The sequence below is a fragment of the Streptomyces caniferus genome (assembly GCF_009811555.1).
GTDB classification, from domain to species: Bacteria; Actinomycetota; Actinomycetes; order Streptomycetales; family Streptomycetaceae; genus Streptomyces; species Streptomyces caniferus.
In genome coordinates this window covers 3,677,579-3,699,618 of sequence record NZ_BLIN01000005.1, presented here as the reverse complement: position 1 = coordinate 3,699,618, position 22,040 = coordinate 3,677,579, and the positions used below count along the sequence as shown (strand labels likewise).

Annotated in this window: 18 protein-coding genes; 8 read left to right on the top strand and 10 right to left on the bottom strand. The window is 73.1% G+C overall.

What is annotated here, in order from left to right; translation table 11 throughout:
- The first annotated feature begins 37 nt into the window (after nt 1-37).
- Together Scani_RS32630 and Scani_RS32625 are read left to right on the top strand one after the other, a co-directional pair.
- The gene (locus tag Scani_RS32630) at nt 38-2,068 is read left to right on the top strand and encodes a PTS fructose transporter subunit IIABC (RefSeq protein WP_159481340.1); all 2,031 of its coding nucleotides are present in this window, start codon (nt 38-40) and stop codon (nt 2,066-2,068) included.
- Nucleotides 2,069-2,296: 228 nt separating this feature from the next.
- The gene (locus Scani_RS32625) at nt 2,297-2,932 is read left to right on the top strand and encodes a hypothetical protein (protein ID WP_159481339.1); all 636 of its coding nucleotides are present in this window, start codon (nt 2,297-2,299) and stop codon (nt 2,930-2,932) included.
- A gap of 213 nt (nt 2,933-3,145) precedes the next feature.
- Here the strand turns inward: Scani_RS32625 and Scani_RS32620 are convergent, their stop codons facing one another.
- Both Scani_RS32620 and Scani_RS32615 read right to left on the bottom strand, forming a co-directional pair.
- A complete protein-coding gene (locus tag Scani_RS32620) occupies nt 3,146-4,477 on the bottom strand; it encodes a L,D-transpeptidase (RefSeq protein WP_159481338.1) in 1,332 nt (443 codons plus the stop codon).
- A gap of 90 nt (nt 4,478-4,567) precedes the next feature.
- Complete coding sequence (locus Scani_RS32615; RefSeq protein WP_159481337.1) at nt 4,568-5,836, bottom strand: CaiB/BaiF CoA transferase family protein; 1,269 nt, start codon at nt 5,834-5,836, stop codon at nt 4,568-4,570.
- A 270-nt stretch (nt 5,837-6,106) separates the two neighbouring features.
- Between Scani_RS32615 and Scani_RS32610 the strand changes: the two genes are divergently transcribed.
- Nucleotides 6,107-6,439 (top strand): hypothetical protein, encoded by a 333-nt coding sequence (locus Scani_RS32610; protein WP_159481336.1) that lies wholly within the window; start codon nt 6,107-6,109, stop codon nt 6,437-6,439.
- A gap of 94 nt (nt 6,440-6,533) precedes the next feature.
- On the opposite strand, the gene Scani_RS32605 is transcribed toward Scani_RS32610, so the two are convergent.
- Complete coding sequence (locus Scani_RS32605; RefSeq protein ID WP_246296279.1) at nt 6,534-7,157, bottom strand: hypothetical protein; 624 nt, start codon at nt 7,155-7,157, stop codon at nt 6,534-6,536.
- Nucleotides 7,158-7,241: 84 nt separating this feature from the next.
- Between Scani_RS32605 and Scani_RS32600 the strand changes: the two genes are divergently transcribed.
- Complete coding sequence (locus Scani_RS32600; RefSeq protein WP_159481335.1) at nt 7,242-7,958, top strand: VIT1/CCC1 transporter family protein; 717 nt, start codon at nt 7,242-7,244, stop codon at nt 7,956-7,958.
- A 29-nt stretch (nt 7,959-7,987) separates the two neighbouring features.
- Here the strand turns inward: Scani_RS32600 and Scani_RS32595 are convergent, their stop codons facing one another.
- The 4 genes from Scani_RS32595 to Scani_RS32580 form a co-directional block, all read right to left on the bottom strand.
- The gene (locus tag Scani_RS32595) at nt 7,988-9,100 is read right to left on the bottom strand and encodes a P1 family peptidase (RefSeq protein ID WP_174872840.1); all 1,113 of its coding nucleotides are present in this window, start codon (nt 9,098-9,100) and stop codon (nt 7,988-7,990) included.
- The gene (locus Scani_RS32590; RefSeq protein WP_159481334.1) at nt 9,093-9,926 is read right to left on the bottom strand and encodes a L,D-transpeptidase family protein; all 834 of its coding nucleotides are present in this window, start codon (nt 9,924-9,926) and stop codon (nt 9,093-9,095) included. The genes Scani_RS32595 and Scani_RS32590 overlap by 8 nt, the downstream gene beginning before the upstream one ends.
- A 438-nt stretch (nt 9,927-10,364) precedes the next feature.
- Nucleotides 10,365-11,522 carry a low temperature requirement protein A gene (locus Scani_RS32585; protein ID WP_159481333.1) on the bottom strand — a complete coding sequence of 386 codons (1,158 nt, stop codon included), beginning with the start codon at nt 11,520-11,522 and terminating at the stop codon, nt 10,365-10,367.
- A gap of 103 nt (nt 11,523-11,625) precedes the next feature.
- Nucleotides 11,626-12,657 carry a methyltransferase gene (locus tag Scani_RS32580; RefSeq protein WP_159481332.1) on the bottom strand — a complete coding sequence of 344 codons (1,032 nt, stop codon included), beginning with the start codon at nt 12,655-12,657 and terminating at the stop codon, nt 11,626-11,628.
- A gap of 212 nt (nt 12,658-12,869) precedes the next feature.
- Here Scani_RS32580 and Scani_RS32575 point away from each other — a divergent pair, with 212 nt between their 5' ends.
- Together Scani_RS32575 and Scani_RS32570 are read left to right on the top strand one after the other, a co-directional pair.
- The gene (locus Scani_RS32575; RefSeq protein ID WP_246296277.1) at nt 12,870-14,222 is read left to right on the top strand and encodes an amidohydrolase; all 1,353 of its coding nucleotides are present in this window, start codon (nt 12,870-12,872) and stop codon (nt 14,220-14,222) included.
- Between the two features lie 70 nt (nt 14,223-14,292).
- A complete protein-coding gene (locus Scani_RS32570) occupies nt 14,293-15,408 on the top strand; it encodes a MerR family transcriptional regulator (RefSeq protein WP_246296275.1) in 1,116 nt (371 codons plus the stop codon).
- A gap of 95 nt (nt 15,409-15,503) precedes the next feature.
- On the opposite strand, the gene Scani_RS32565 is transcribed toward Scani_RS32570, so the two are convergent.
- From Scani_RS32565 to Scani_RS32555, 3 genes are all read right to left on the bottom strand, one after another.
- The gene (locus Scani_RS32565; RefSeq protein WP_159481331.1) at nt 15,504-16,718 is read right to left on the bottom strand and encodes an NAD(P)/FAD-dependent oxidoreductase; all 1,215 of its coding nucleotides are present in this window, start codon (nt 16,716-16,718) and stop codon (nt 15,504-15,506) included.
- A gap of 95 nt (nt 16,719-16,813) precedes the next feature.
- On the bottom strand, nt 16,814-17,881 hold the full coding sequence (locus Scani_RS32560; RefSeq protein WP_159481330.1) for a sulfite exporter TauE/SafE family protein: 1,068 nt from the start codon (nt 17,879-17,881) through the stop codon (nt 16,814-16,816).
- Nucleotides 17,866-18,666 carry a GntR family transcriptional regulator gene (locus Scani_RS32555; protein WP_159481329.1) on the bottom strand — a complete coding sequence of 267 codons (801 nt, stop codon included), beginning with the start codon at nt 18,664-18,666 and terminating at the stop codon, nt 17,866-17,868. The genes Scani_RS32560 and Scani_RS32555 overlap by 16 nt, the downstream gene beginning before the upstream one ends.
- 408 nt (nt 18,667-19,074) lie before the next feature.
- On the opposite strand from Scani_RS32555, the gene Scani_RS32545 reads away from it, so the two are divergent.
- On the top strand, nt 19,075-20,580 hold the full coding sequence (locus Scani_RS32545) for an MBL fold metallo-hydrolase (RefSeq protein ID WP_159481327.1): 1,506 nt from the start codon (nt 19,075-19,077) through the stop codon (nt 20,578-20,580).
- Nucleotides 20,581-20,997: 417 nt separating this feature from the next.
- The gene (locus Scani_RS32540) at nt 20,998-21,531 is read left to right on the top strand and encodes an AMP-binding protein (protein WP_246296273.1); all 534 of its coding nucleotides are present in this window, start codon (nt 20,998-21,000) and stop codon (nt 21,529-21,531) included.
- The last annotated feature ends 509 nt before the right edge of the window (nt 21,532-22,040 follow it).

The following is a 22,040-nucleotide window of genomic DNA, read 5'->3' as shown; positions in this document are numbered from 1 at the left end:
GCCCCCCACGGCGGTACCGCGCGCAAGGGAGCCCGCGATGAGTGAGCTGATCACTGCGGAACTGGTCGACCTCGACCTGTCCGCCGAAACGAAGGACGCCGCCGCACGGTCCCTGGCCGAACGGATGGCTGCCCACGGTCGCGTCACCGACCTGGAGGGCTTCCTCGCGGACGTGGCCGCACGGGAGGCCCAGATGCCGACCGGCCTGGACGGCGGGATAGGCATTCCGCACTGCCGCAGCACTCATGTCACGGAGCCGACGCTGGCCTTCGGGCGCAGCGCCGCCGGTATCGACTTCGGCGCGCCGGACGGCCCGGCCGACCTGATCTTCCTGATCGCGGCCCCCGCGGGCGGCGACGCGGACCACCTGTCGATCCTCTCGACCCTCGCCCGGCAGCTGATGGACGAGTCCTTCACCGGCGCGCTGCGGTCGGCCACCGAGGCGGAGCGTACGGCGGCACTGATCCGCGGGGACGCGCCGGCGGAGGAGCCTCCGGCGGAGGAGCCGGCAGCGGATGCGCGGCCGGAGGCGGCACCCGCGCCGGAACCGGCCCCCGAGCCGCAGCCCGCTCCCGGGTCCGCCCCCGCCGCACCCTTCCGTATCGTCGCCATCACCTCCTGCCCCACCGGCATCGCGCACACCTACATGGCTGCCGAATCGCTGGAGAAGGCCGGGCAGGCCGCCGGCGTCGAGCTGTTCGTCGAGACCCAGGGCTCGGCAGGGTTCAAGCGGCTCGATCCGCAGCTCGTCGCGGACGCGGACGGCGTGATCTTCGCGCATGACGTCGAGGTCCGCGAGAAGGAGCGGTTCGCCGGGAAGCCGACCGTCGACGTCGGGGTGAAGGCGGGCATCAACCGCCCCGCCGCGCTCATCGCCGAGGTGCGGCAGAAGGCCGAGCGCGGCGAGGTGGCGGCCCCCGCGCGTGCCGCCGCGCCCATGGACAAGGACGCCGACACGGGCGACGGCTTCGCCACCCGCCTGCGCAAGTGGCTGATGACCGGCGTCAGCTACATGGTCCCGTTCGTCGCCGCGGGCGGTCTGCTCATCGCGCTCGCCTTCGCCATCGGCGGCTACACGATCAACAAGGCGCCTTCCGTCGCCGACCACTTCCTGTGGACCGAGTCCACGAGCTGGGCGGCCCTGCTCTTCCAGATCGGCAGCGTCGCCTTCGGCTTCCTCGTCCCGGTGCTGGCGGGCTTCATCGCGTACGGCATGGCGGACCGGCCCGGCCTCGTGCCCGGCTTCGTCGGCGGCGCCATCGCGCTCACCATCAACGCGGGCTTCCTCGGCGGTCTGATCGCCGGTCTGCTCGCGGGTGCGGTGGTGATGGCGATTCAGCGGGTCACCATCCCAACGGTGCTGCGCGGCATCATGCCCGTCGTAGTCATCCCGTTGATCTCCTCGGCGATCGTCGGCTTCCTGATGTTCCTCGTGATCGGCAAGCCGATCGCGGCGCTGCAGAAGGGGCTGACCGACTGGCTGTCCGGTCTCACCGGTGCCAACGCGATCATCCTGGGCGTGATCCTCGGCCTGATGATGTGCTTCGACCTGGGCGGCCCGCTGAACAAGGTGGCCTACGCCTTCGCGGTCGGCGGCCTCGCCAACCCCAACGAGGGCAGCCTGAAGGTCATGGCCGCGGTGATGGCGGCCGGTATGGTGCCGCCGCTGGCGATGGCGCTGGCCACGACCGTCCGCGGGCGGCTCTTCACCAAGGCCGAGCGGGAGAACGGCAAGGCGGCCTGGGTCCTCGGCGCCTCCTTCATCACCGAGGGCGCGATCCCCTTCGCCGCCGCCGACCCGCTGCGCGTCATTCCCGCCGCGATGGCCGGCGGTGCGGTCACCGGAGCGCTGTCGATGGCCTTCGGCTGCACCCTCCGCGCCCCGCACGGCGGCATCTTCGTCGTCCCCCTGATCGGCCAGCCGTTCGTCTACCTGCTCGCCATCGCCGCGGGGACGGGCGTCAGCGCGGGCCTGGTGATCCTCCTCAAGGGCCTTGGCAAGCCGCCGCGGACCGGCGCGGCGGACGCATCGGCCGACGGCGGGGCCGAGGTGACGGTCGCCGCCTGATCCGCCCGCAGCCCGAGCATGACGTGGCCCCCGCCGGACATCCGGCGGGGGCCTCGGCCGTCTCCCCCTTCCGGCTGCCCGCCGAGTTCTGACAGGGCGTTAGCCATGGTTACCGGTGCGTTAGCGGATCCTTAGCGACCGCGACGAGAGTCATCCGTGTCAGGTCGACGGGACCGCTCACCCGCCCGTTCACCAGCTCGTTCACCATCACCAGTCGGGGGACTCCTCATGTCGCTCTCCACCACCACCCTGCGCCGCGGTCGTCGTGTCGCCGTCGCCTCGGCCATCGCCGCCGCGGCGCTGTCGCTGACCGCTTGCCAGAACGGGGACGACAAGGCGTCGGCCGCGCCCACCGCCTCGAACAGCCAGGCCGCGTCCGGTGACCCGACCACGGAGAGCGCCATGTCCGGTGGCTCGGCGTCCGGCGGCTCCTCCGCCGGTTCGTCCTCGGCGGGCGGGCAGGCGGGCGGTGACTCCGCGAACGGGACGGGCAGGGGCACGGCCGGGGGCCAGGGCTCCGCGACGGGCGGCTCCGGCGGGCAGGGCGATGCCACCGCCGGACTCAAGGGCGTCAGCGGCAGCTGGGTCGGTCGGCTGAAGTGGCTCACCGAGGACAAGCTCACGGTGGCCCCGGAAAACGGCCCGGAGCAGGCGTTCTACATCGCCGACAGCACCAAGGCGCTCGGTGCGGCGGCCCTCTGCGCGGCCCCCGACGGCCGCGTCCACACCGACGGCGCCGGCTACGGCACCACCTCGTGCACCCTCGCCGACCTGCGCAAGGCGGCCAGGATGGGCAACATCGACGTCCGGGTGACCGTGCAGAGCGGCGCCGCCGTGAAGATCGCCGAGCGCTACCACCCGTAGGTCCACCGGCTCCACCCCCCCAGTAGCGTTCAGCGGCCGTCGGAGCATCCGGCGGCCGCTTCACGGCGTACGCGCGGCCGCCGGGCCCGCGGCCGCCCGCTCCGTGCGGCGGCCCACCGGCCACGCCGGACTCCCCGGACGGAAAAGGGCGGTGGCCGGCCCCCTCGGGGACCGGCCACCGCCCTTCGCGCGAAGCTGCGCGGGCGCTGTCCGTCAGACCGCGCTGCCGGCCTTCCAGTCGGACCAGGCCAGGTTCCAGCCGTTGAGGCCGTTGTCCGGCTGCACCGTCTTGTCGTGCGAGTTCTTCACGATGACGACGTCGCCGACCAGCGACTCGTTGTAGAACCACTTGGCCGGGGTGTCGCCACCGCCGCCCTTGTTGTCCCGCAGGCCGACGCAGCCGTGGCTGGTGCCGGAGTTGCCGAAGATCGACGGGCTGCCCCAGTAGTTGCCGTGGAGGAAGGTGCCGGACGACGACAGACGCATGGCGTGCGGGACGTCCTTGATGTCGTACTCACCGCCGAAGCCGACCGTCGAGCCGTCCATCCGGGTCTGCTCGAACTTCTCCGAGATGACCATCTGGCCGTTGTAGGTCGGGTGGTCGGGGCTGCCGCCGGAGATCGGGATGGACTTGTAGGTCTTGCCGTCCCGCTTGACCGTCATGGTCTGGGTGTTCATGTCGACGGTGGAGACCTGCGAGCGCCCGATGGTGAAGGACACCGTCTTGGACTGCACGCCGGTGATGCCCTGGCCGCCCTTGACGCCGTCCAGGTCGATCTTCATCGTGATCTTGGAGCCGGCCTTCCAGTAGTCCTCGGGCCGGAAGTCCAGGCGCTGGGTGCCGAACCAGTGGCCGACGACCTGCTGGCCGCTGCTGGACGTCACCTTGATGTGGGACTGGACGTCCTTCTTGTTGCTGATCGCCTTGTCGAAGTTGAAGGACACCGGCATGCCGACGCCGACGGTCTTGCCGTCGTCGGGCGTGTAGGAGCCGATGAAGCTGTTGGCCGAGGAGACCGTGGTGAAGGTGGTGTTCTCGGTGGCGGACCGGCCCTTGGCGTCCTTGGCATTCGCCACGATCTTGTACTTGGTGCCCCGCTCCAGCTGGGCGCCGGGCTTCCAGGACGCGCCGTCGGACGATATGGCACCGGTGACGTCCTTGCCGGAGTCCGCTTCGGTGAGCTTCACATCGGTCAACTTGCCACCGGTGACCTTCACACCGGTGTCGTTGATGCTCGCGTTGGTGGCGCCGTCCTTCGAGGAGACCGTGATCTTGGCGTCCGAGGCGTCCTTCTTGGCCGCGGCATCCGCACCGGCCTGACCGTTCTTGCCGTCGTCGTTGCCGCCGGCCGAGGCGTCCCCGCCACAGGCGGACAGGGCCAGCGCACCCGCCGCGAGCAGGGCGGTGACGGCCAGCGTGCGGCGCGTCCGACGGCGCGAACGCGGTGCTCCGGACTCCGGCTGCTCGGCTGACTGGAGCAGCTGGTGCGGGGTGCGGGACCGAGCGGGCGCGGGGTTGTCCGGCGATGTCACGAGCTGCTCCATACAAGGGTGTTGTGATTCCGTGCTGATAAACAGCACCTACGGGCAGATTTGGTTGCGGGTCGGGCCCGGTTGTGATGAAGGTCACATTCGTCAAGGGAGGGGTTGGTCGGCCGGTCCCGACAACCAGGTTCGCAGTGGCGTGCCGTGTTCGTCCAGGCGGGGTGGAGCCGAGGGTTGGGTCACCGGCGTGGCCGAAAGGCGGAGCGGGCTGGCGACTTGGGGGATGCGGCCCTCTCCGACGGGGCTCACCGGGGCGAGGCCGAGCCGCTCCGCCAACTCCAGGGCCTCCGAGAGGCTGTTGACCGGACCGCAGGGCACCGAGGTCGCGGTCAGCCGTTCGGTCCACCCCCGAGGGGTGTCGGCGGACAGTCGGTTTTCCAGTGCTTTGATGAGGTCTGTTCGGTTTTGCACCCGGTCCTGATTGCGGGCGAACCGGACGTCGTCGGCGAGCTCCGGTGCGCCCAGGGTCTGTGCCAGTGCCCGGAATTGACGGTCGTTCCCGACCGCCACGGCGAGCAGCTGCCCGTCCCGGCAGGCCAGCGTCTCGTACGGGGCGATGCTCGGATGGCGGTTGCCCATCGGGCCCGGGTCGCGGCCGGTGGCCAGATGACCGGAGGCCTGGTTCACCAACGAGCCCAGGAGAGAAGAGAGCAGATTCACTTCCACCAGCTGCCCCTGGCCGGTGCGGCCGCGGTGGTGCAGGGCGGCGAGGATGCCGGTGGCGGCGTCCTTCGCGGTCAGGACGTCCACCAGGGCGACACCCGCCTTCAGCGGCGTCCCGCCGGGCTCGCCGGTGATGCTCATCAGCCCGCCGACGGCCTGCACCACGAAGTCGTAGCCGGGCAGTCCGGCGCCCGCGCCCGACCCGAAACCGGTGATGGTGCAGTGCACCAGGCCCGGGTTGGCGGCGCGGGTGGCGGTGTGGTCCAGGCCGTAGCGGGCAAGCGAGCCGGGGCGGAAGTTCTCGATCAGTACGTCGGCCCGGCGGGCCAGCTCGCGGGCCGCGGCCGCATCGTCCGGATCGCCGAGGTCCAGGGCCAGGCCGCGCTTGGAGCGGTTCGCGGCGTCGAAGTAGGCGGCCGTCCCGTCGGCCGCGAACGGCGGGCCCCAGGCGCGGGTGTCGTCGCCGGTGCCCGGCCGCTCCACCTTGATCACCTCGGCGCCGAGGTCGGCGAGCGTCGCGGCGGCCAGCGGGCCGGCCAGCACCCGGCTGAAGTCCGCGACGAGGAGGCCCTCCAGGGCGCGGGCGGGCACCTGTCCGGGCGGGGCGGCGGGCTCGGCGCCGGCGGTCCCTCTGGCGGTGGCTCCGGTGTCGGCGTCGGTGGCCGGCCGGGGCTGCGACCGGTGCGGCTGCGGCACGTGCGTGCTCCTCACGTCGCGGACGAAGTGCCGTCATCGTCCGCGACGATCTTCGCCGGGGGAATCCTCCGGGGTGTCCAACGCGGCGGAGCGCACCCTGCCGTGGCGGCCTCTTGGGCGGCCGTCGTACCGCGCTGTGAGGGGAATGTAGCGAAATGTCATAGGAGATGCGTCACTTCAGGACTTAGGTCCCAAGATCCCCTGTCGGAAGGCCCGAGGTGTGGTGTCTACTGGCTCTACCCCAGCGCCTCATCCGTCCGGGAGGACCGCATGCTCCCCTCCGCTTCGATTCTGCAGCAGATCGGCCTCGGCGTGCTGCTGGCTGTGGCCATCGTCTGGGTCGTCGGGCTGGCCAGACTCCTGCGCCGGGGGCGGTACGAGACGGCCATGTGGCGCGACCAGCGGGAAATGCGGGCACGGTACGCGCCGCGAGGGCGGTTCGCCGCACCCGGCCCGGAGGGGCTGCCCGCCCGGCAGGGACTGCTCGGCTCGGTGCCGCGACAGACCGGGCCGGCCGGCCCGCCGTCGGAGTGCGTGGAGCTGAGCGCCGCCGAGCGGGCCGCGTTCGAGGGCCTCGTACGGCAGCTCACCAGCCGGAGTTGACCGGATAACCGGCCAAGGGTCCGGGCCCCGCGCCCCGGACCCGGTCCTGCCGCACGGAGCCCGGCCTCGACGCACGGGGCCGGGCCGGGGGGCCTCAGCGCACCGGCCCCAGTCTCAGCAGCGCCAGTGCGGCCAGCATCTGCACCGACACCGCCGCCGCCGACTTCCCCGTCGACAGATGGTGCTGACCCCGTATCAGCAGCACGGCGAGGACGTAGCCGAACCCCCACGTCGTCCAGGTCGCGGCCTGGACGAACGTGGCATCGGTCGGCAGCCAGGCCGCGATCGCCATCCGCGGCAGATCCGTCACCCAGAAGAGCACGATGAACAGGCTCGCCGTGGGCGCGAAACGGCCTATGCCGCCGAGCGTCCGGGCGATGGCGTGGGCGACCGAGCCCAGCGCGAGACTGGCCGCCAACACGCCCGCTTCGCCCAGCCCGAGGAGCTTCAGCGCCGCCGCGTGGTCGACGGCCCACTGGGTGTGGAACGCGTCCACCGACAGCACCCCGATGCCACCGCTGAGCAGCGACAGCATCACCGCCGCGCTCCAGGCGCTGCGGTCCCGCGCCTCGTCCAGCACCTCCACCGGCCGGTACCAGAGCCCGAATATCAGCTGGTGCCACCACAGGCGGCGGCGCGGTGCCGGCTTGCGGGGAGCCGGCTGGACGAGCGTGGGCGGTGGCGGCTGAGGAGGCGGGGAGGGGGGTGGTGCGGACATAAGCCGTTTCTACCACCGGCCAATTCGGGACGGGGCGGGGGCGTCGGGCGAGGGCACGCCCGGTGCGGATGAGACGCTCTGCCGGTGACTGTGCAGACACCGGAGCACGACGAGGCGCACGGCGGCGGACTCGGCAGCCGGCTCAACTGGCTGCGGGCCGCGGTCCTCGGCGCCAACGACGGCATCGTCTCCACCGCCGGACTCGTCGTCGGGGTGGCCGGAGCCACCGACTCCCGCGGCGCCCTGTTGACGGCGGGGCTGGCCGGACTGCTGGCCGGGTCCATGTCGATGGCGGCCGGCGAATACGTATCGGTCTCCACCCAGCGGGATTCGGAGAAGGCCGCGCTCGCCCAGGAGAAGCGGGAGCTGGCGACCGAGCCGCAGGCCGAACTCGTCGAACTGACGGAGATGTTGGCGGGGAAGGGCCTGGACGAGCAGCTGGCCCGGGAGGTCGCCGAGCAGCTCACCGAGCACGATGCGCTGCGCGCCCATGCGGAGGTGGAGCTGGGCATCGACCCCGACGAGCTCACCAACCCCTGGCATGCGGCGGGTGCGAGCTTCCTCGCGTTCACGGTGGGGGCGCTGTTGCCGCTGCTGGCGATCGTGCTGCCGCCGGCCGCACAGCGGTTGTGGATCACGGTGGTCGCGGTGCTGGCGGCGCTGGCGCTGTGCGGCTGGAGCAGCGCCCGGCTGGGGGCCGCGCCGGTGGGGCGGGCGGTGCTGCGGAACGTGGGCGGCGGAGTCGTGGCGATGGGGGTGACGTACGCCGCGGGGTCGGTGCTGGGCGCGGTGGGAGTGTGACCGTGTGGGCGGCGACGGCCGGGTGCGGGTCAGCCCGTCCCGTAGAGGTCCCGGTACGACAGGAAGAGTCCGCCGGGGCCGTCGACCGTCTCCGCCGCCAGGGCGGCCCGCACCACGGCGCGGGTCAGGACGTCCGCGCCGGCGGACAGGATCGCGTTGAGGGCCCCGGCCTCGGCGTGCACACCGAAGGCCGGTTCGGCGGCGGCCGCTTCGGGAGCGAGCGGGCGGGCAGCGGTGGACAGCGCGAAGACCGTGTCGCCGTCGGACAGGAGATGGACGGGGCGGACGGCGCGGGCCAGCCCGTCGTGGGCGGTGCCGGCCAGTTTGTGGGCCTGGGGGCGGGTGAGGGCGGCGTCCGTGGCGACCACGGCGAGGGTGGTGTGCAGCGGCGGGCGCACGGACGCGGCCGAGCGGGCCCGGGATATCTCCCTGGCCTCGGCCAGCCGGCGCGCGGCGGCGGCGTGCACCTCGGGGGAGGGCAGGGCCGCCGGGCTCTCGTACAGCCGGCCGTAGAGAGCGCCGGTGCGCGGGTCGTGGACGGAGCCCGCGGCGTTGACGGCGGCCAGCGCGGCGACGGTGACGCCCGAGGGGAGGACCGCGCTCGCGGTGCCGATGCCGCCCTTGAGGCCGCCGGCCACCGCGCCCGTGCCGGCGCCCGTGTTGCCCTCGGCGACCGGGGCGCCGGGCCCGGTGTCCGCCGCGGCCGCGGCCGCCGCCCGGCCCAGTGCGGCGTCCGGACGGGCCCGCCAGTCGCCGCCGCGCCCCAGGTCGAAGAGGGCCGCGGCGGGCACGACGGGGACGACCTGGGCGGGATCGGGGCCGACGCGGAAACCGCGGCCCCGCTCCTCCAGCCAGGCGGCGACACCGGACGCGGCGTCAAGACCGAAGGCACTGCCGCCGGTCAGCACGACCGCCTCGACGCGCGGGACGAGGTTGCGCGGGTCGAGCGCGTCGGTCTCCCGGGTGCCGGGGCCGCCGCCGCGGACGTCGACGGCAGCGACCGCGCCGCCCTCGGGGGCGAGGACGACGGTGGTTCCGGTCAGGTACCCGTCGTCGGTCCGCCGGGCATGGCCGACCCGGAGGCCGAGGACGTCGGTCAGGGCGTCCCGCGGCCCCGCGGGGTGCGGCGGATGCTCAGTAATCGGCCGGTCCCATCACGATGACCGGGTGCAGGTCGGGGTCGAGGGTGCGCAGCAGTTCCCGCATCACCTTGGGCTTGAGGCTGATGCAGCCCTGGGTGGGGCCGTCGTGGTCGACGTGCAGCCAGACGCCGCCGCCCTTGGCGGCGCCCCACGGGCGCTGCTGGTCCAGGGGGGAGGTTCCCTGCTCGCGGTTGTAGTTGATGGCGATGACGTAGTCGAAGGCGCCGGCCAGCGGCTCGCCGTCGACGCCGGTGCCGTCGGCGACGAAGCTGCCGTTGCGGTCGTAGGGGAGCTTGGTGCCCTCGGGTGGGGCCAGCAGGCCGCCCGCGTCGGTGAGCGGGTAGACCCCGATGGGCGAGCGCAGATCGCCGTAGCGGTGGTCGTCGGTCCAGCCGTGGGCGGCGTTGTGCGCGGACCAGGTGGGGCCCGGCTCCCAGTCGTCGGAGTCCTTCTCGCGGGTGTAGAGGACCACACGGGACTCGAAGGAGTCCATGTTCTTCCCCGTGACGACCAGGACCTGTCGGGAGTCGGCCGGTATCCGCTTCCGGGCGGCGTCGCTGAGGCCCGGAATGGGCCGACCGGCCGGGGGATTCGGTGCGGCGTTCGGGGCCGATTTCGCGGCGGACACGGGGACGCGTGGCGTGTCCGGGCCGGAAGCCGTCGAGGACGTGGTGCTCTTGGCGTCGGTCGCGCTGTTGTGGTCGTCGCCCGACGCCGGCCACGCCCACAGGGCGGTGCCGACCAGGGTGGAGAGGGCGAGACCGCCCACGGCCTTGCTGCGCCGGGACAGTCTCGTCCGCGCGCGGGACTGAGCGTGGCGGGCCATGGCGGGCGTCTCCTCAGGTACGGACGGCGGTCGGTCCCCGGGGGTTCCTGCGGCTCTTCCCCAGGGGCGCCCCTGTCATAAAAAGGGCAATCTGCACCCTACCGCGTCAGAGTCGGCGCGCCTCCGCTGGCCCTGGTGAACAGGGGGGAACAAGGGCCCCAAGTGGCGGGAAGTGGGGTCCATTGGTGGGTAATTGACGGCGTATGGGATGGCAGCGGAGCCGAGCGCTCCGCTGGTGGGGCCCCTCCTTCGGCGGAGGCGGGAAGATGGCCGAATCTGATGCGGGATCAGGGCGGTTGCGGAGGTTTGTACGGTCGTTCGGCACACTTATGGGGGAAGCGGCGGCAGGCCCGTGCGCGTGCCGGGTGGCCCGTGCGGGTCGACTTTCCGAGATCGGCTCGCGGGCGATCGCCGAGACGGGTGACGCGGCGGCCGCTCCTACTCCACCAGGGCGGTTCCCTGACGGGATGTGAGGGCGACGCCGACCGCGACCGTGCCGCATGCCACCAGGCCGGCCGCCAGTACCGCCCAGCGCCCGGCGAAGGTGCACACCAGGACCAGGAGCGAGGACACCGGCAGCACCAGCTGCTGGGCCGGGCCGCGTTTCTGGTGCCGGGAGTGGATCAGCCACACCGTCGCCATGAACAGGGCAGCCGGCACCGTGACACAGGCGGCCGCCGCGAACGCCGACAGATGCGCCTTGCCGAAGGTCTCCTCCACCGCGATCTCGATGCCCGCCCCGATCGCGGCCGCCGAACCGAACACCGGGTAGTGGCCGTAGCCCCACAGGAACGCCTGGCGGTTCGAGCGCAGGTGAAGGTGGATGGGGACCGCGAAGTAGATCCAGTACGCGGCGAAGACCAGCAGCAGTCCGCCGCCCGCGATCGGCAGCAGGGCGCTCAGCTCGTCGTTCTCGTCCAGCGCCGACTGCACGGCGACGGTGGCCGCCGCGATCGTCTCGCCCAGCACGATGATGGTGAACAGGCCGTAGCGCTCGGCGATGTGATGGGGATGCCAGGTCGTCTGCTGCTCCCGTTCGGCCAGCGCGGGGACGGCCAGCTCCAGCGGCCCCACGACCACGAACACCCAGGGCACGTCCCCCTTGGGCAGTGCGAGCAGGCCCAGCCAGCCGATCTGGCACACCGTCACCCCCAGGGCGTAGCGCAGCGCGGTGCGCCGTTCGGCGCCCCGGCAGGCGTGTGCGGCCCGCAGCCACTGGGTGACCAGCGCCAGCCGCATCACCAGGTACCCGAACCAGATGACCGTGAAGTCGCTGTGGGTGAAGGCCCGCGGCACACCGGCGGCCAGGACCAGCACCCCCGCCATCTGGACGAGGGTCACCACGCGATAGAGCGGGTCGTCGGTGTCGTACGCGGAGGCGAACCAGCTGAAGTTCATCCAGGCCCACCAGATGGCGAAGAAGAGCATCAGGTAACCGGTGATGCCGTGGCCCGGCTGCCCCTCGGCCAGTGCATGCGCCAGCTGGCGCCCGGCCTCGGCGATCGCCACGACGAAGCACAGGTCGAAGAAGAGCTCCAGCGGGGTGGCGGTGCGGTGCTCCTCGTCGCGACGGCGCGCACGCATGAGGACCGGCACGTCAGCTCCTCTCGTCGGCCGAGGCGGCCGGCATCAGTACAGCGCGGGCGGAGGGGGCCGCCCATGAGGGGAGCGGGGCGCGGCGTGTCGTGTCGTGCGGCGGCTACTCGGCGACGGCCTCCACGATCGAGGGGAAGGCCGGGGTGGGCAGTACCCGCGTCAGCCGGAACCCGCCGGCCGACAGCAGGGCGGCGAACTCCTCCGTGGTCCGCTCGTGCCCGTCGAGCACCGTCATCATGGCGATGTCGAGGGTCTTGCCGAAGTGCGGCGCGTTGCCCGGCGGCAGGACGGCGTCGACGACCAGCAGCCGGCGGCCCGTCGCCATGGCCCGGTGGCAGGTGCGCAGGATGCGCAGGCAGGCCTCGTCCGGCCAGTCGTGCAGGACCTGCTTGAGGACGTAGATGTCACCGCCCTCCGGTACGGAGGCGAAGAAGTCGCCCTCCCGGGTGTGCCAGCGGCCCTTCAACTCGTCGCCCTCCAGGAGGTGGTGGGCCAGCGGCGGCGCCTGGTCGAAGAGCACACCGGTCAGGTGCGGGTGGCGGCGCAGGACGGCGCGCAGCAGCCCGCCGCGGCCGCCGCCGACGTCCACGACCGTGCCGGTCCCGGGGAACGGGTACGCGCCCGCCACCGCCTCGTCGACCGGGGCGGACAGCGAGGACATCCCGTCGTCGAAGAGCCGCCGGGTGGCCGGGTCCGTCGACAGTTGCTCGAAGAGGGGCGCCCCGAAGAGCCGCTCGAAGGACGCGCCGCTGTGCCGTACGGCCTCCGGCATGGCGGCCGAGGTCTGCAGGAACAGGCCGTCGGTCAGCATCATGACCGCCGGGTGCATCGAGTCGGGGGTGCCGGTGCGCAAGGGGCCGGCGGCCGGCGTCAGGTGGTAGGCCCCGGCGGCGTCCTCCCGGAAGAAGCCGCGGGTGGCGAGATAGCGCAGTACGCGGCGCAGATGCGGGGCGTGGGTGCCGGTGGCGGCGGCGAGCTGCTCGACGGTGCGCGGACCCTCGGCGAGCTGGTCGGCGATGCGGTGGTGCGCCGCCGTGCGCAGAGCGGCGGAGAAGAGATGGCCCATGGCCTGGTCCAACAGATGCGTCGTGAGGTCGCGGGGCTCGCCGGTCGAGGGGTTGGGGGAAGTGGCCAACGTCGGCCTCCAGTCGTCGGCTTGGGCGTGCTGGTCCCGTCCACAGGCAGGGTGATCCACGGTTGCAGTCACGGGCTCCGGTGTCACGATCGGGTGCGGCCGCACCCGCGAAGTCCGGCCAGGGCAGGGCGGCGTGCCCCTACGGGACGGCTCCGGGACGGGCGGGGGACGGCCGCTCGGTGCCGAGTGGCGGTTCATGGTCGAATGCGTGTATGAGCGACAGCGACACGACAGGCACGACCCGCCCGACCGATGACGCCGAGCACAGCGACGGCCCCGCCGCCGTCCTGACCCCGCTCCCCGAGCGCCTCGCGGACCTCGTGGCCCTCTACGAAGACCTGCACCGCCATCCCGAACTCGGCTTCCAGGAGACGCGTACCGCCGCCGAGGTCGCCCGCCGGCTGACCGGCTGCGGCTACGACGTCACCACCGGCATCGCCGAAACCGGCGTCGTCGGCGTGCTGCGCAACGGCCCGGGGCCCGTGGTCCTGCTGCGCGCCGACATGGACGCGCTGCCCGTCACCGAGAACTCCGGCCTGGACTACGCCTCCACCGTCCCGGGCCGGATGCACGCCTGCGGGCACGACGTCCATGTGACCTGCCTGCTGGGCGCCGCCGACCTGCTCGCGGCGGGCCGCGCCCACTGGTCCGGCACCCTGGTCGTGCTCTTCCAGCCCGCCGAGGAGGTCGGCAGCGGCGCCCGCGCCATGCTCGACGCCGGCCTCTACAGCAAGGGCCTGGTCCCCACGCCCGATGTGGTGCTGGCCCAGCACGTCGCCCCCTTCGGTGCCGGGCTGATCGCGTACTGCCCCGGCCCCTGTATGGCCGCCGCCGACAGCCTGGAGATCACCTTCCACGGCACCGGCGGCCACGGCTCGCGGCCCGAGACCACCGTCGACCCGATCCTGATGGCGGCCGCCTTCGTACAGCGGGTGCAGTCGGTGGTGGCCCGGGAGGTCGCGCCGAAGGACCGCGCGGTGGTCAGCGTCGGCTCCTTCCACGCGGGGGACGGCGCCAATGTCATCCCCGAACGGGCCGTCGTACGGCTCAGCGTCCGCACCTTCGACGAGACGGTGCGCACGGCCGTGCTGGCCGCCATCGACCGCATCGCCACGGCCGAGGCCGCCGCCTCCGGTGCGGACCGCGCCCCCGAGACCGAGGTCCTGGACTCCTTCCCCGTCACCGTCAACGACCCCGCCACCCTGCACCAGGTCAACGAGCAGTTCACCGGACTCTTCGGCGAGCAGCGGCTGTTCGCCTACGAGCCGGCGACCGGCAGCGAGGACGCCGGACTGCTGGCGACCGCCGCCGGGGCACCGCTGTACTACTGGTGGCTGGGCGGCTGGGACCCCGAGGAGTTCCGGACGGCGCTGGCGGCCGGGCGGCTCGCCCAGGACATCCCGTCCAACCACTCGCCGCGCTTCGTACCGGTGGTCCGCCCCACCCTCACCATGGGCGTCGAGGCACTGACCGCCGCCGCGCTCAACCAGCTGGCCACGGCGGGCCCGGACCCGGCGGAGGCGACCGGGCACACCGGCCGGGGCGGGGCGGAGGCAGTCGTTTGACCTTGTCCTTGGGGGAAGCCCCAGCATCGGTCGTACCGGGCGAGGCGCCCGGTACGAGGAGGGCGGACGGGTGGACCGACGGGTGACCGCAGGCGTGAGCGGGGTGCCGTGCGACGGCGGTGAGCTGCTGACCATCGGGGCGTTCGCACGGGCCTCCCGGCTCTCGCCGAAGGCACTGCGGCTCTACGACGAGCTCGGCCTGCTGACCCCGGAGCGCGTCGACCCGCGGAGCGGCTACCGCCTCTACGCCCCGGCCCAGCTGGAGCGGGCCCGGCTGGTGGCCTGGCTGCGCCGGCTCGGTATGCCGCTGGCCCGCATCCGCGAGGTGTGCGAGCTGGCGCCGGACGCGGCGGCCTCCGCGGTCGCCGCGTACTGGGCGCAGGTCGAGGCCGACACCGCCGCCCGCCGGGACCTGGCCGCCTTCCTCGTCGACCAGCTGTCCAGAAAGGACACCGTCATGACCGAACCGGCCACCCCTTTGACGATGCGCTGCGCCGCCCTGACCGATCAGGGCCTGGTGCGCCCGGCCCACCAGGACGCCGCCTACGCGGGACCGCGACTGCTGGCCGTCGCCGACGGCTATGGCCCGAGCGGCGACCTCGCCGCGACGGCCGCGATCGAGGCGCTCAAGGACCTGGAGCACCGGGACCTGACCTCGGCGGATCTGCTGGGCGTCCTGGAGGAGGCGGCGCGGCGCGCCCACCGCGCCGCGCCGTCGGCCGACGAGGCGACCGGCAGCACCCTGACCGCACTGCTGCGCTCCGGCTCACAGCTGGCGCTGCTGCACCTCGGGGACTCACGCGCCTACGTGCTGCGCGACTCCGGCCTCTTCCGCATCACCCACGACCACAGTGTGGTCCAGTCGCTGGTGGACGAGGGCCGGCTCACCCCCGAGGAGGCCTCCTCGCACCCCCAGCGCGCCCTGCTGCTCCGGTCGCTCGACGGGGCCACCGAGTTCGCCCCCGACCTGCAGCTGCTGGAGGCACGGCCCGGGGAGCGCTATCTCCTCTGCACCGACGGCCTGACCTCGGTCGTGCCGCCCGAGACGATCCAGGACGTGCTGACCGCGGCCGACGACCCCGACCGGGCCGTACGGGAACTGATCCGGCTGGCCCGCGAGGCGGGGGCGCCGGACAACGTGGCGTGCGTGGTGGGGGAGTTGGCGGGGGCGGAGGTGGCTGTCTAGGGCCTGCCTCCACCGTCCCGTCGTGCGCCCGTGGGGCGGGGTGGGGGTGCGGCGGCGGGGCCGGGCCCCGCCGCCGCACCCGGCCGTCGACCGGATCAGGCCAGACCCTTGAGCATGCCCTTGAAGTAGAGCTGCGGCAGCCCATAGCGCTTGAGGAACCACATGTCGGTGCGTTCCCGGGTGGTGTCGATGAAGGGGATGGAGGGGGTGGGCTGCAGGTCGTAGCCGAACTCGGCGAGCAGCATCTTGTGACGGGCGGTGACCAGGGGGCAGGAGGTGTAGCCGTCGTAGCGGGCGGGGGCGGGCCGTCCGCGCAGACCGGCGAGGAGGTTGGCGACGACGACCGGGGCCTGCTTGCGGATCGCGGCACCCGTTTTGGACGTCGGCAGGTTGGCGACGTCGCCGAGCACGAACACGTTCGGGAAATCGGGGTGTTGGAGGGTCTCCCGGTCGGCCTTGACGTACCCGTACGGGGAGTCGGGGTCGGCCAGCGGCCCCTTGGCCAGCCACTCCGGGGCGCGCTGCGGCGGCACGGCGTGCAGCAGGTCGTAGTGGACGGTCTCGTCCTTGCCCGTGGTGTGGTCGGTGATCACCGCCTCGCGGGCCGCGCCGTCGAGCCGGGTCATCTCCGAGCTCAGCCGCACCTCGATGCCGTACCGCCGGGCCGTCTCCGCCAGCGCGCGGGAAAAGACCGGCACCTTGAACATCGCGGGCTCCGGGAGCACCAGGATGGTGCGGATCGCGCTCAGCACGCCGCGCTTGCGCCAGTGGTCGGCCGCCAGATACGCGATCTTCTGCGGGGCGCCACCGCACTTCACCGGCCCGGACGGCATGGTGAACACGGCCGTCCCGCTCCGCATCCTGCGGATCACCTCCCAGGTGAACGGGGCGAGGTCGGGCCGGTAGTTGCTGCTCACCCCGCCGTGGCCGAGGGCCTCGGCCAGGCCGGGAACGCCCTCCCAGTCGAGCTGCAGGCCGGGGGCGAGCACCAGCCGCCCGTAGGAGAGGACCCGGCCGGAGGCCGTGGTGACCGTGCGGGCGGTCGGGTCCACGGCGGTGGCGCGCTCCCGCAGCCAGCGCACGCCGGGCGGCATGACGTCCGCCTCGGTGCGCAGCGCGGCGCGCAGCGGGGCCTGGCCGCCGCCGACCAGCGTCCACAGCGGCTGGTACCAGTGCGTCTCGGAGGGTTCCAGCAGCGCGATGCCGCGCACTCCGGCGCGGCGTAACCGGGCGGCGACGGTGATGCCGGCGGTGCCACCGCCGACGATGAGGACCTGGTGGTGGGACGGGGCGGCGGGTGCGGGGGCCATGTGCTTCCTCCTGGAGAGCGAGTGGGACGGGAGGGGACTGGGGGACAGGGGACGGAACGGTGGGCGAACGGGCGGTCCCGTGGGGGCCGGCGCGGCTAGGGGCTCCAGAGGCGGGGGAGGGCGGTGGCCGCCATGGTGAGGGCGAGGACGGTGACGAGGCCCGCGAAGGCCGTGGTCAGGGTCTGGGGGCGCAGGCGGGTGGTGAGGCGGTTGCCGAGGTGGCTGCCGAGGGCCGCACAGGCCGCGAAGCCGGCCAGCAGCGGCCAGTCCAGGGAGCCGGTGCCCGCCCTGGTGCCCAGCGCCGTGAGGGAGTTGAGAAGTATGACGAGGAGCGAGGTGCCGATCGCGACCGGCATCTCCAGGCCCAGGACCAGCGTGAGGGCCGGTACGACGACGAAGCCGCCGCCGACCCCGAAGAAGCCGGTGAGGAGCCCGACGGCGGAGGCGGTCAGGGCGAACCGTACGGGGCGGGTGGGGTGAGCGGAGTGTGCGGAGTGTGCGGGGCGGTCGAGGCAGGGGGCCGGGCCAGCGGTGTCGGGGGAGCGTGCGGGCTCGGGGGGCTCGGGGGTCTCGTGGGAGGGCGTGGCTTCCGGTGTGCCGGGGGAGGCCGCGGGTTCCGGGGCGCCACGTAAGGGCACCGGCTCCGGGGCCTCGTGGGAGGTCCGGGGCTCCGGGACGTCACGTAAGGGCACCGGATCCCTCCCCTCCTCCGGGTGCACCGTTTCCACCGAGTGCACCGTCTCCGTCTCCGTGGACACCCCTAAGGGGCGAACGCCGTCCGCCGCCCGTCGCTCGCGCAGCCCCCGTGACACCAGCATCGCCGCCACCACGAGCAGCAGGCCCGCGAAGGCCGCCATCAGCACCGTGGGGTCCAGCGCCGCGCTCCACCGGGAGCCGAAGTAGCTGCCGGCCGTGCCCAGTGCCCCGAAGACCGCACCGGCCGCCCACCGGACCCGCCCGGCACGGGCATGGCAGACCAGCCCCGTCACCGCGCCGACCGTGACGACTATCAGCGCGCCCGCCGTCGCCTCGTGCGGCGACTGCCCCAGCACGTAGACCAGCGCGGGCACCGCCAGCACGGATCCGCCGCCGCCGAGCGCACCCAGCAGCAGCCCGATCAGCAGGCCGCACGGCAGCGCCGCGGCGGCTATGAGGACGGACACGAGGCCCGTGGCGCCAGGGCGACGGCCCGGCTCTCGCCGGACCACTCCGCGACGAAGGCGAACCGGTCGCCGCGGACCACCGTCTCGCGCCACTCCACCGGACGCTCCCCGGCCCGCCCCAGCCGCTCGATGGTGAACGCCGCCTCCCGGTCGGCCAGCCCCAGCAGCCAGGCCTGCCGGATGTCCGGCAGGAACGGCTGGATCCGCTCCTGCCCGCCGGTGACCTTCACCCCGCAGCGCCGCGTCAGCTCGCCGTAGAGCGAGGTGTGCCCGAAGTCGGCTTCCAGCAGCGGCTCGGCGACCTCGGCGGGCAGATACGCGGTGTCGTGGGCGAGCGGTTCGCCGTCCGCGAGCCGCAACCGCTCCAGTACGACCAGCGGCGCATCCGGAACCAGCCCCAGATGCCCGGCGATCGTCCCGTCCACTGTGCGCTCCAGCCGCAGCACCTCGCTGCGCTGCTCCACGCCCTGGCCCTCCAGCTCGCGGAAGAGGCTGTAGAGCGAGCCGAGCGGCTGCTGTATGCGGCGAATGTCCAGCCGGCTGGTACGGCCGCGTTCGGCGATCACCAGGCCGTCGGCGCGCAGTTTGCGCAGCGCCTCACGGACGGTGTGCCGGCTGACCTCGTACTCTCCCGTGAGCCGGTGCTCGGCCGGGAACTCCGCGCTGAATTCGCCGCTCTCCATCCGGCGGCGCAGATCGTCGAAGAGCTGCGCCCACAGGGGCAGCGGCGAGCGCCGGTCCAGGGGACGCGGGCCGTGCGCGCCGTCCGGCGGCTCGGTCGTCATGGTGGTTTCCTCCGCGGGCGTACGGGGTGGTGGTGGGTGCGGTCGTCGATGCCGAGCCGGTCGATGGCGCCGAGTCGGCCGGTACGACCGAGCCGGTGGGCGCAGTCGAGCCGGCCGATGCCGTGCGAGGCAGCGGACAGGACGTCGCACGGGCCGCGCAGTACGCACGCCCCGTTGGCGCCGGTGTCCTGCCTGCTTTTTGGCCTGCTGTTTTGTCTGTTGCTCGTCTGTTGCTGGGGCCTGATGACTGCCTGTTGGGGCGTCACATGGTGTGCAGGGGCGACGGTCCCGGCTTGTGGCCCGCCACCCGGCTCCCTAATGTACGTACATCCGTGCATCCGCACAACGCACCCGCCCGAAGGGGCCCAGCCGCCGCGTACGGGCCCCGCGCACCCCTGGAGGCCGACCGTGCACTTCGCGCAGTACTACCTCGACTGCCTCTCCCAGGCGTCGTATCTGATCGGCGACAAGGCCACCGGACGCGCCGTCCTCGTCGACCCGCGCCGCGATATCGACGAGTACCTGCACGACGCGGAAGCCGCCGGCCTGCGCATCGAACTCGTCATCGAGACGCACATTCACGCCGACTTCCTCTCCGGCCACCTCGAACTCGCACGGGCCACCGACGCCGCCATCGCCTTCGGCGAAGCCGCCCAAACCGGCTTCCCCATACGGCGGTTACGGGACGGCGAGCGGATCTCCCTCGGACCGGACGACGGCGCAGGGGTCACCCTCACCGTCCTCGCCACCCCCGGCCACACCCTCGAATCCATCTGCCTGGTCATCCACGAACACCCCGACGACGAGGTGCCCTTCGGCGTGCTCACCGGCGACACCCTCTTCGTCGGCGATGTCGGCCGCCCCGACCTGCTGTCCGCCGCCGGGCACTCCTCGCAGGACATGGCCGCCCGTCTGCACCGCTCCCTGCACACCAAACTCATGACCCTCCCGGACGCGACCCGGGTCTTTCCCGCACACGGCGCCGGCTCCGCCTGCGGCCGCAGTCTTTCCAGCGAGACCAGTTCCACCATCGGCGACCAACGCCGCTTCAACTACGCCCTCCAGCCCATGCCGGAGGCCGACTTCGTCCGGCTGGTCACCGCGGGACAGCCCACCGCCCCCGGGTACTTCGCGCATGACGCGGCCCTCAACCGCGACGGCCACCCCCTCCTGGAGCCCGGTCCGCCGCCCGCCCTCACCCTGGACGAGGCCCTCGCGGCCCGCGACCGGCAGGGCGCCGTCCTCCTCGACTGCCGCCCCCTGGCCGCCTACACGCGCGCCCACCTGGCCGGTTCGCTCCATACGAGCCTGGACACCCGGTTCGCGGAGTACGCCGGCAGCGTGGTCGCCCCGGGCACCCCCATCGTGCTGCTCGCCGACCCCGGCACGGAGCAGGAGGCCCGCCTCCGCCTCGCCCGCATCGGCTACGACCACGTCCTCGGCCATCTGCCCGACCCGGCCGCCGTACTGGACCGCACGCCCACCCTCGCCCGCCGCAGCCACCGCGTCCGCCATGACGAACTGCCTCTGCCGCAGCCTGACATGTCCGCTACCGGCCCGGCGGACGGCCGCCCGCTCGATGTCCTTGCGGGCGAAGCCTCATCGCCGGATGCCCTGTCGCCCGATGCCTCGCTTTCGGGTGCCTGCCCGGCCGGTGCCCGCTCGGCTGTCCAGCTGATCGATGTCCGTAACCCGGCCGAGTACGAAGCCGGCGCCCTCCCCGGCGCCCGCAACATCCCGCTGGCCGGACTTCCGCACCGCATCGACGAGCTGGACCCGGCCCGCCCGGTGGTCCTGTACTGCCGCAGCGGCAACCGGTCGGTGATCGCGGCGGCACTCCTGGAGGCACGCGGGTTCGGGGACGTCTGCGATGTGGTCGGGGGGTACGACGCGGTGGCCGCGAGCGTGGGGTGAGCGCGCGGCCGGTGGGCGGCTGCGTTCCTGAATCGACGGTCCCGGCCGAGACCCTGCGCCCGGGTGAGCGCGAGGCGGTCATCGAAGCGGCCATCGAAGCGGTCAGGGAAGCGGGGTCAGGTACGGAAGTTGCGGGCGTCCGGAGCGTCCGGGGGCTACTGGGGCTATTGGGGTTCCAGGGGTTCCAGACAAAGTGACAAAGGGCAGAGAGAGGGGGGATGGAATACCCAGGGAAAGGGCAGGAAGACTTGGGCGACAGGCGCAGGCCACGTGGGCGGACCCGGCCGGAGACCGGACGGAAGTCCGGGACGAGTGGTGCCGCCCGGCCGCGGCAGCGAGACGAACGCGGGCCTCATACAGCGGACGTTCAGCGAACGTTGATCGATGATCTACATCCTGATCCGCATGTTGCGCCGTATGACCTCAGAGCATGCAGATGACGCCCGGGAAGTGCAGGAACCGGAGGCGTCGCGAATCGCCCTCACCTGGAGCGGGGAGCCCGGGCGCCAGGAGGAGTTGACGCACGGCATGCTCCTGGACCAGGCCGGGCGGGCCGCGGCCGCGCTCACCCGGCTCGGGGTGCGGGCCGGTGACCGGGTCGCGGTGCATCTTCCGCTGGTGCCCGAGTCGGTGATCGCCACGCTCGCCTGCGGCCGGCTGGACGCGATACGCACCACGCTGCCGGTCTCGTTAACTGTGCCCGAACTGGTCGCGCGGACCCGTGAGTCCTCCGCGCGGGTACTGATCACGGCCGATGCGGCGTTCTGGGACGGGGCCGTACGGCCGGTGAAGGCGCTGCTGGACCATGCGCTGGCACGGGGCGCGGCCGCGGGGGGCGTGCCGGACCGCACGGTGCTGGTGGTGAACCGGTGCTCGCGCCCGGTCTCCTGGAAGCCGGGCCGCGACCTGTGGTGGCACGAAGCGCTGGGCGTCCCGGCAGCCACTCGCTGAGCGGCCGGCAGGCCCCCAGGGCGGCCCCCGTGCTGCCCGGGCAGCCGGCGCCTACGGGGGCGCCCGCGCCATATGGGACGGGGAGCCCGCCCATCGGGGGAGAGGCGTCCCGTCGGGGGGTCCCGCTCCCAGCGGGGGGAGCCCGCCCATCGGGGGATCCCAGCTCCCAGCGGGGGGATCCCGCTCCCATCCGGGGGAGCCCGCCCACGGCGAGAAGAGGCGCGAGCCCGCCCACGGCCGGCGGAAAGAGACGTGGACTCGCGCCCATGGAGGGGAGGCGCGACCCCCACCCACTACGAAGCGGATCGGTGGCACTCCCCCTGCCGACGGGTGGCCCTCCCCCTACTGACGAAGGGCCCTCCCCTTATCGACGGGAGGCGCGGGCCCTTCGTCCAGCGAAGCGGCACAGATTCACCCACTGAGACCACAAAACAAGCCGTTTGCCGTATACGTGCCTAGCGTGGGGCCCGTGTCACAGCCATCAGACGCCCCACCTGCCCCGGCTTCGA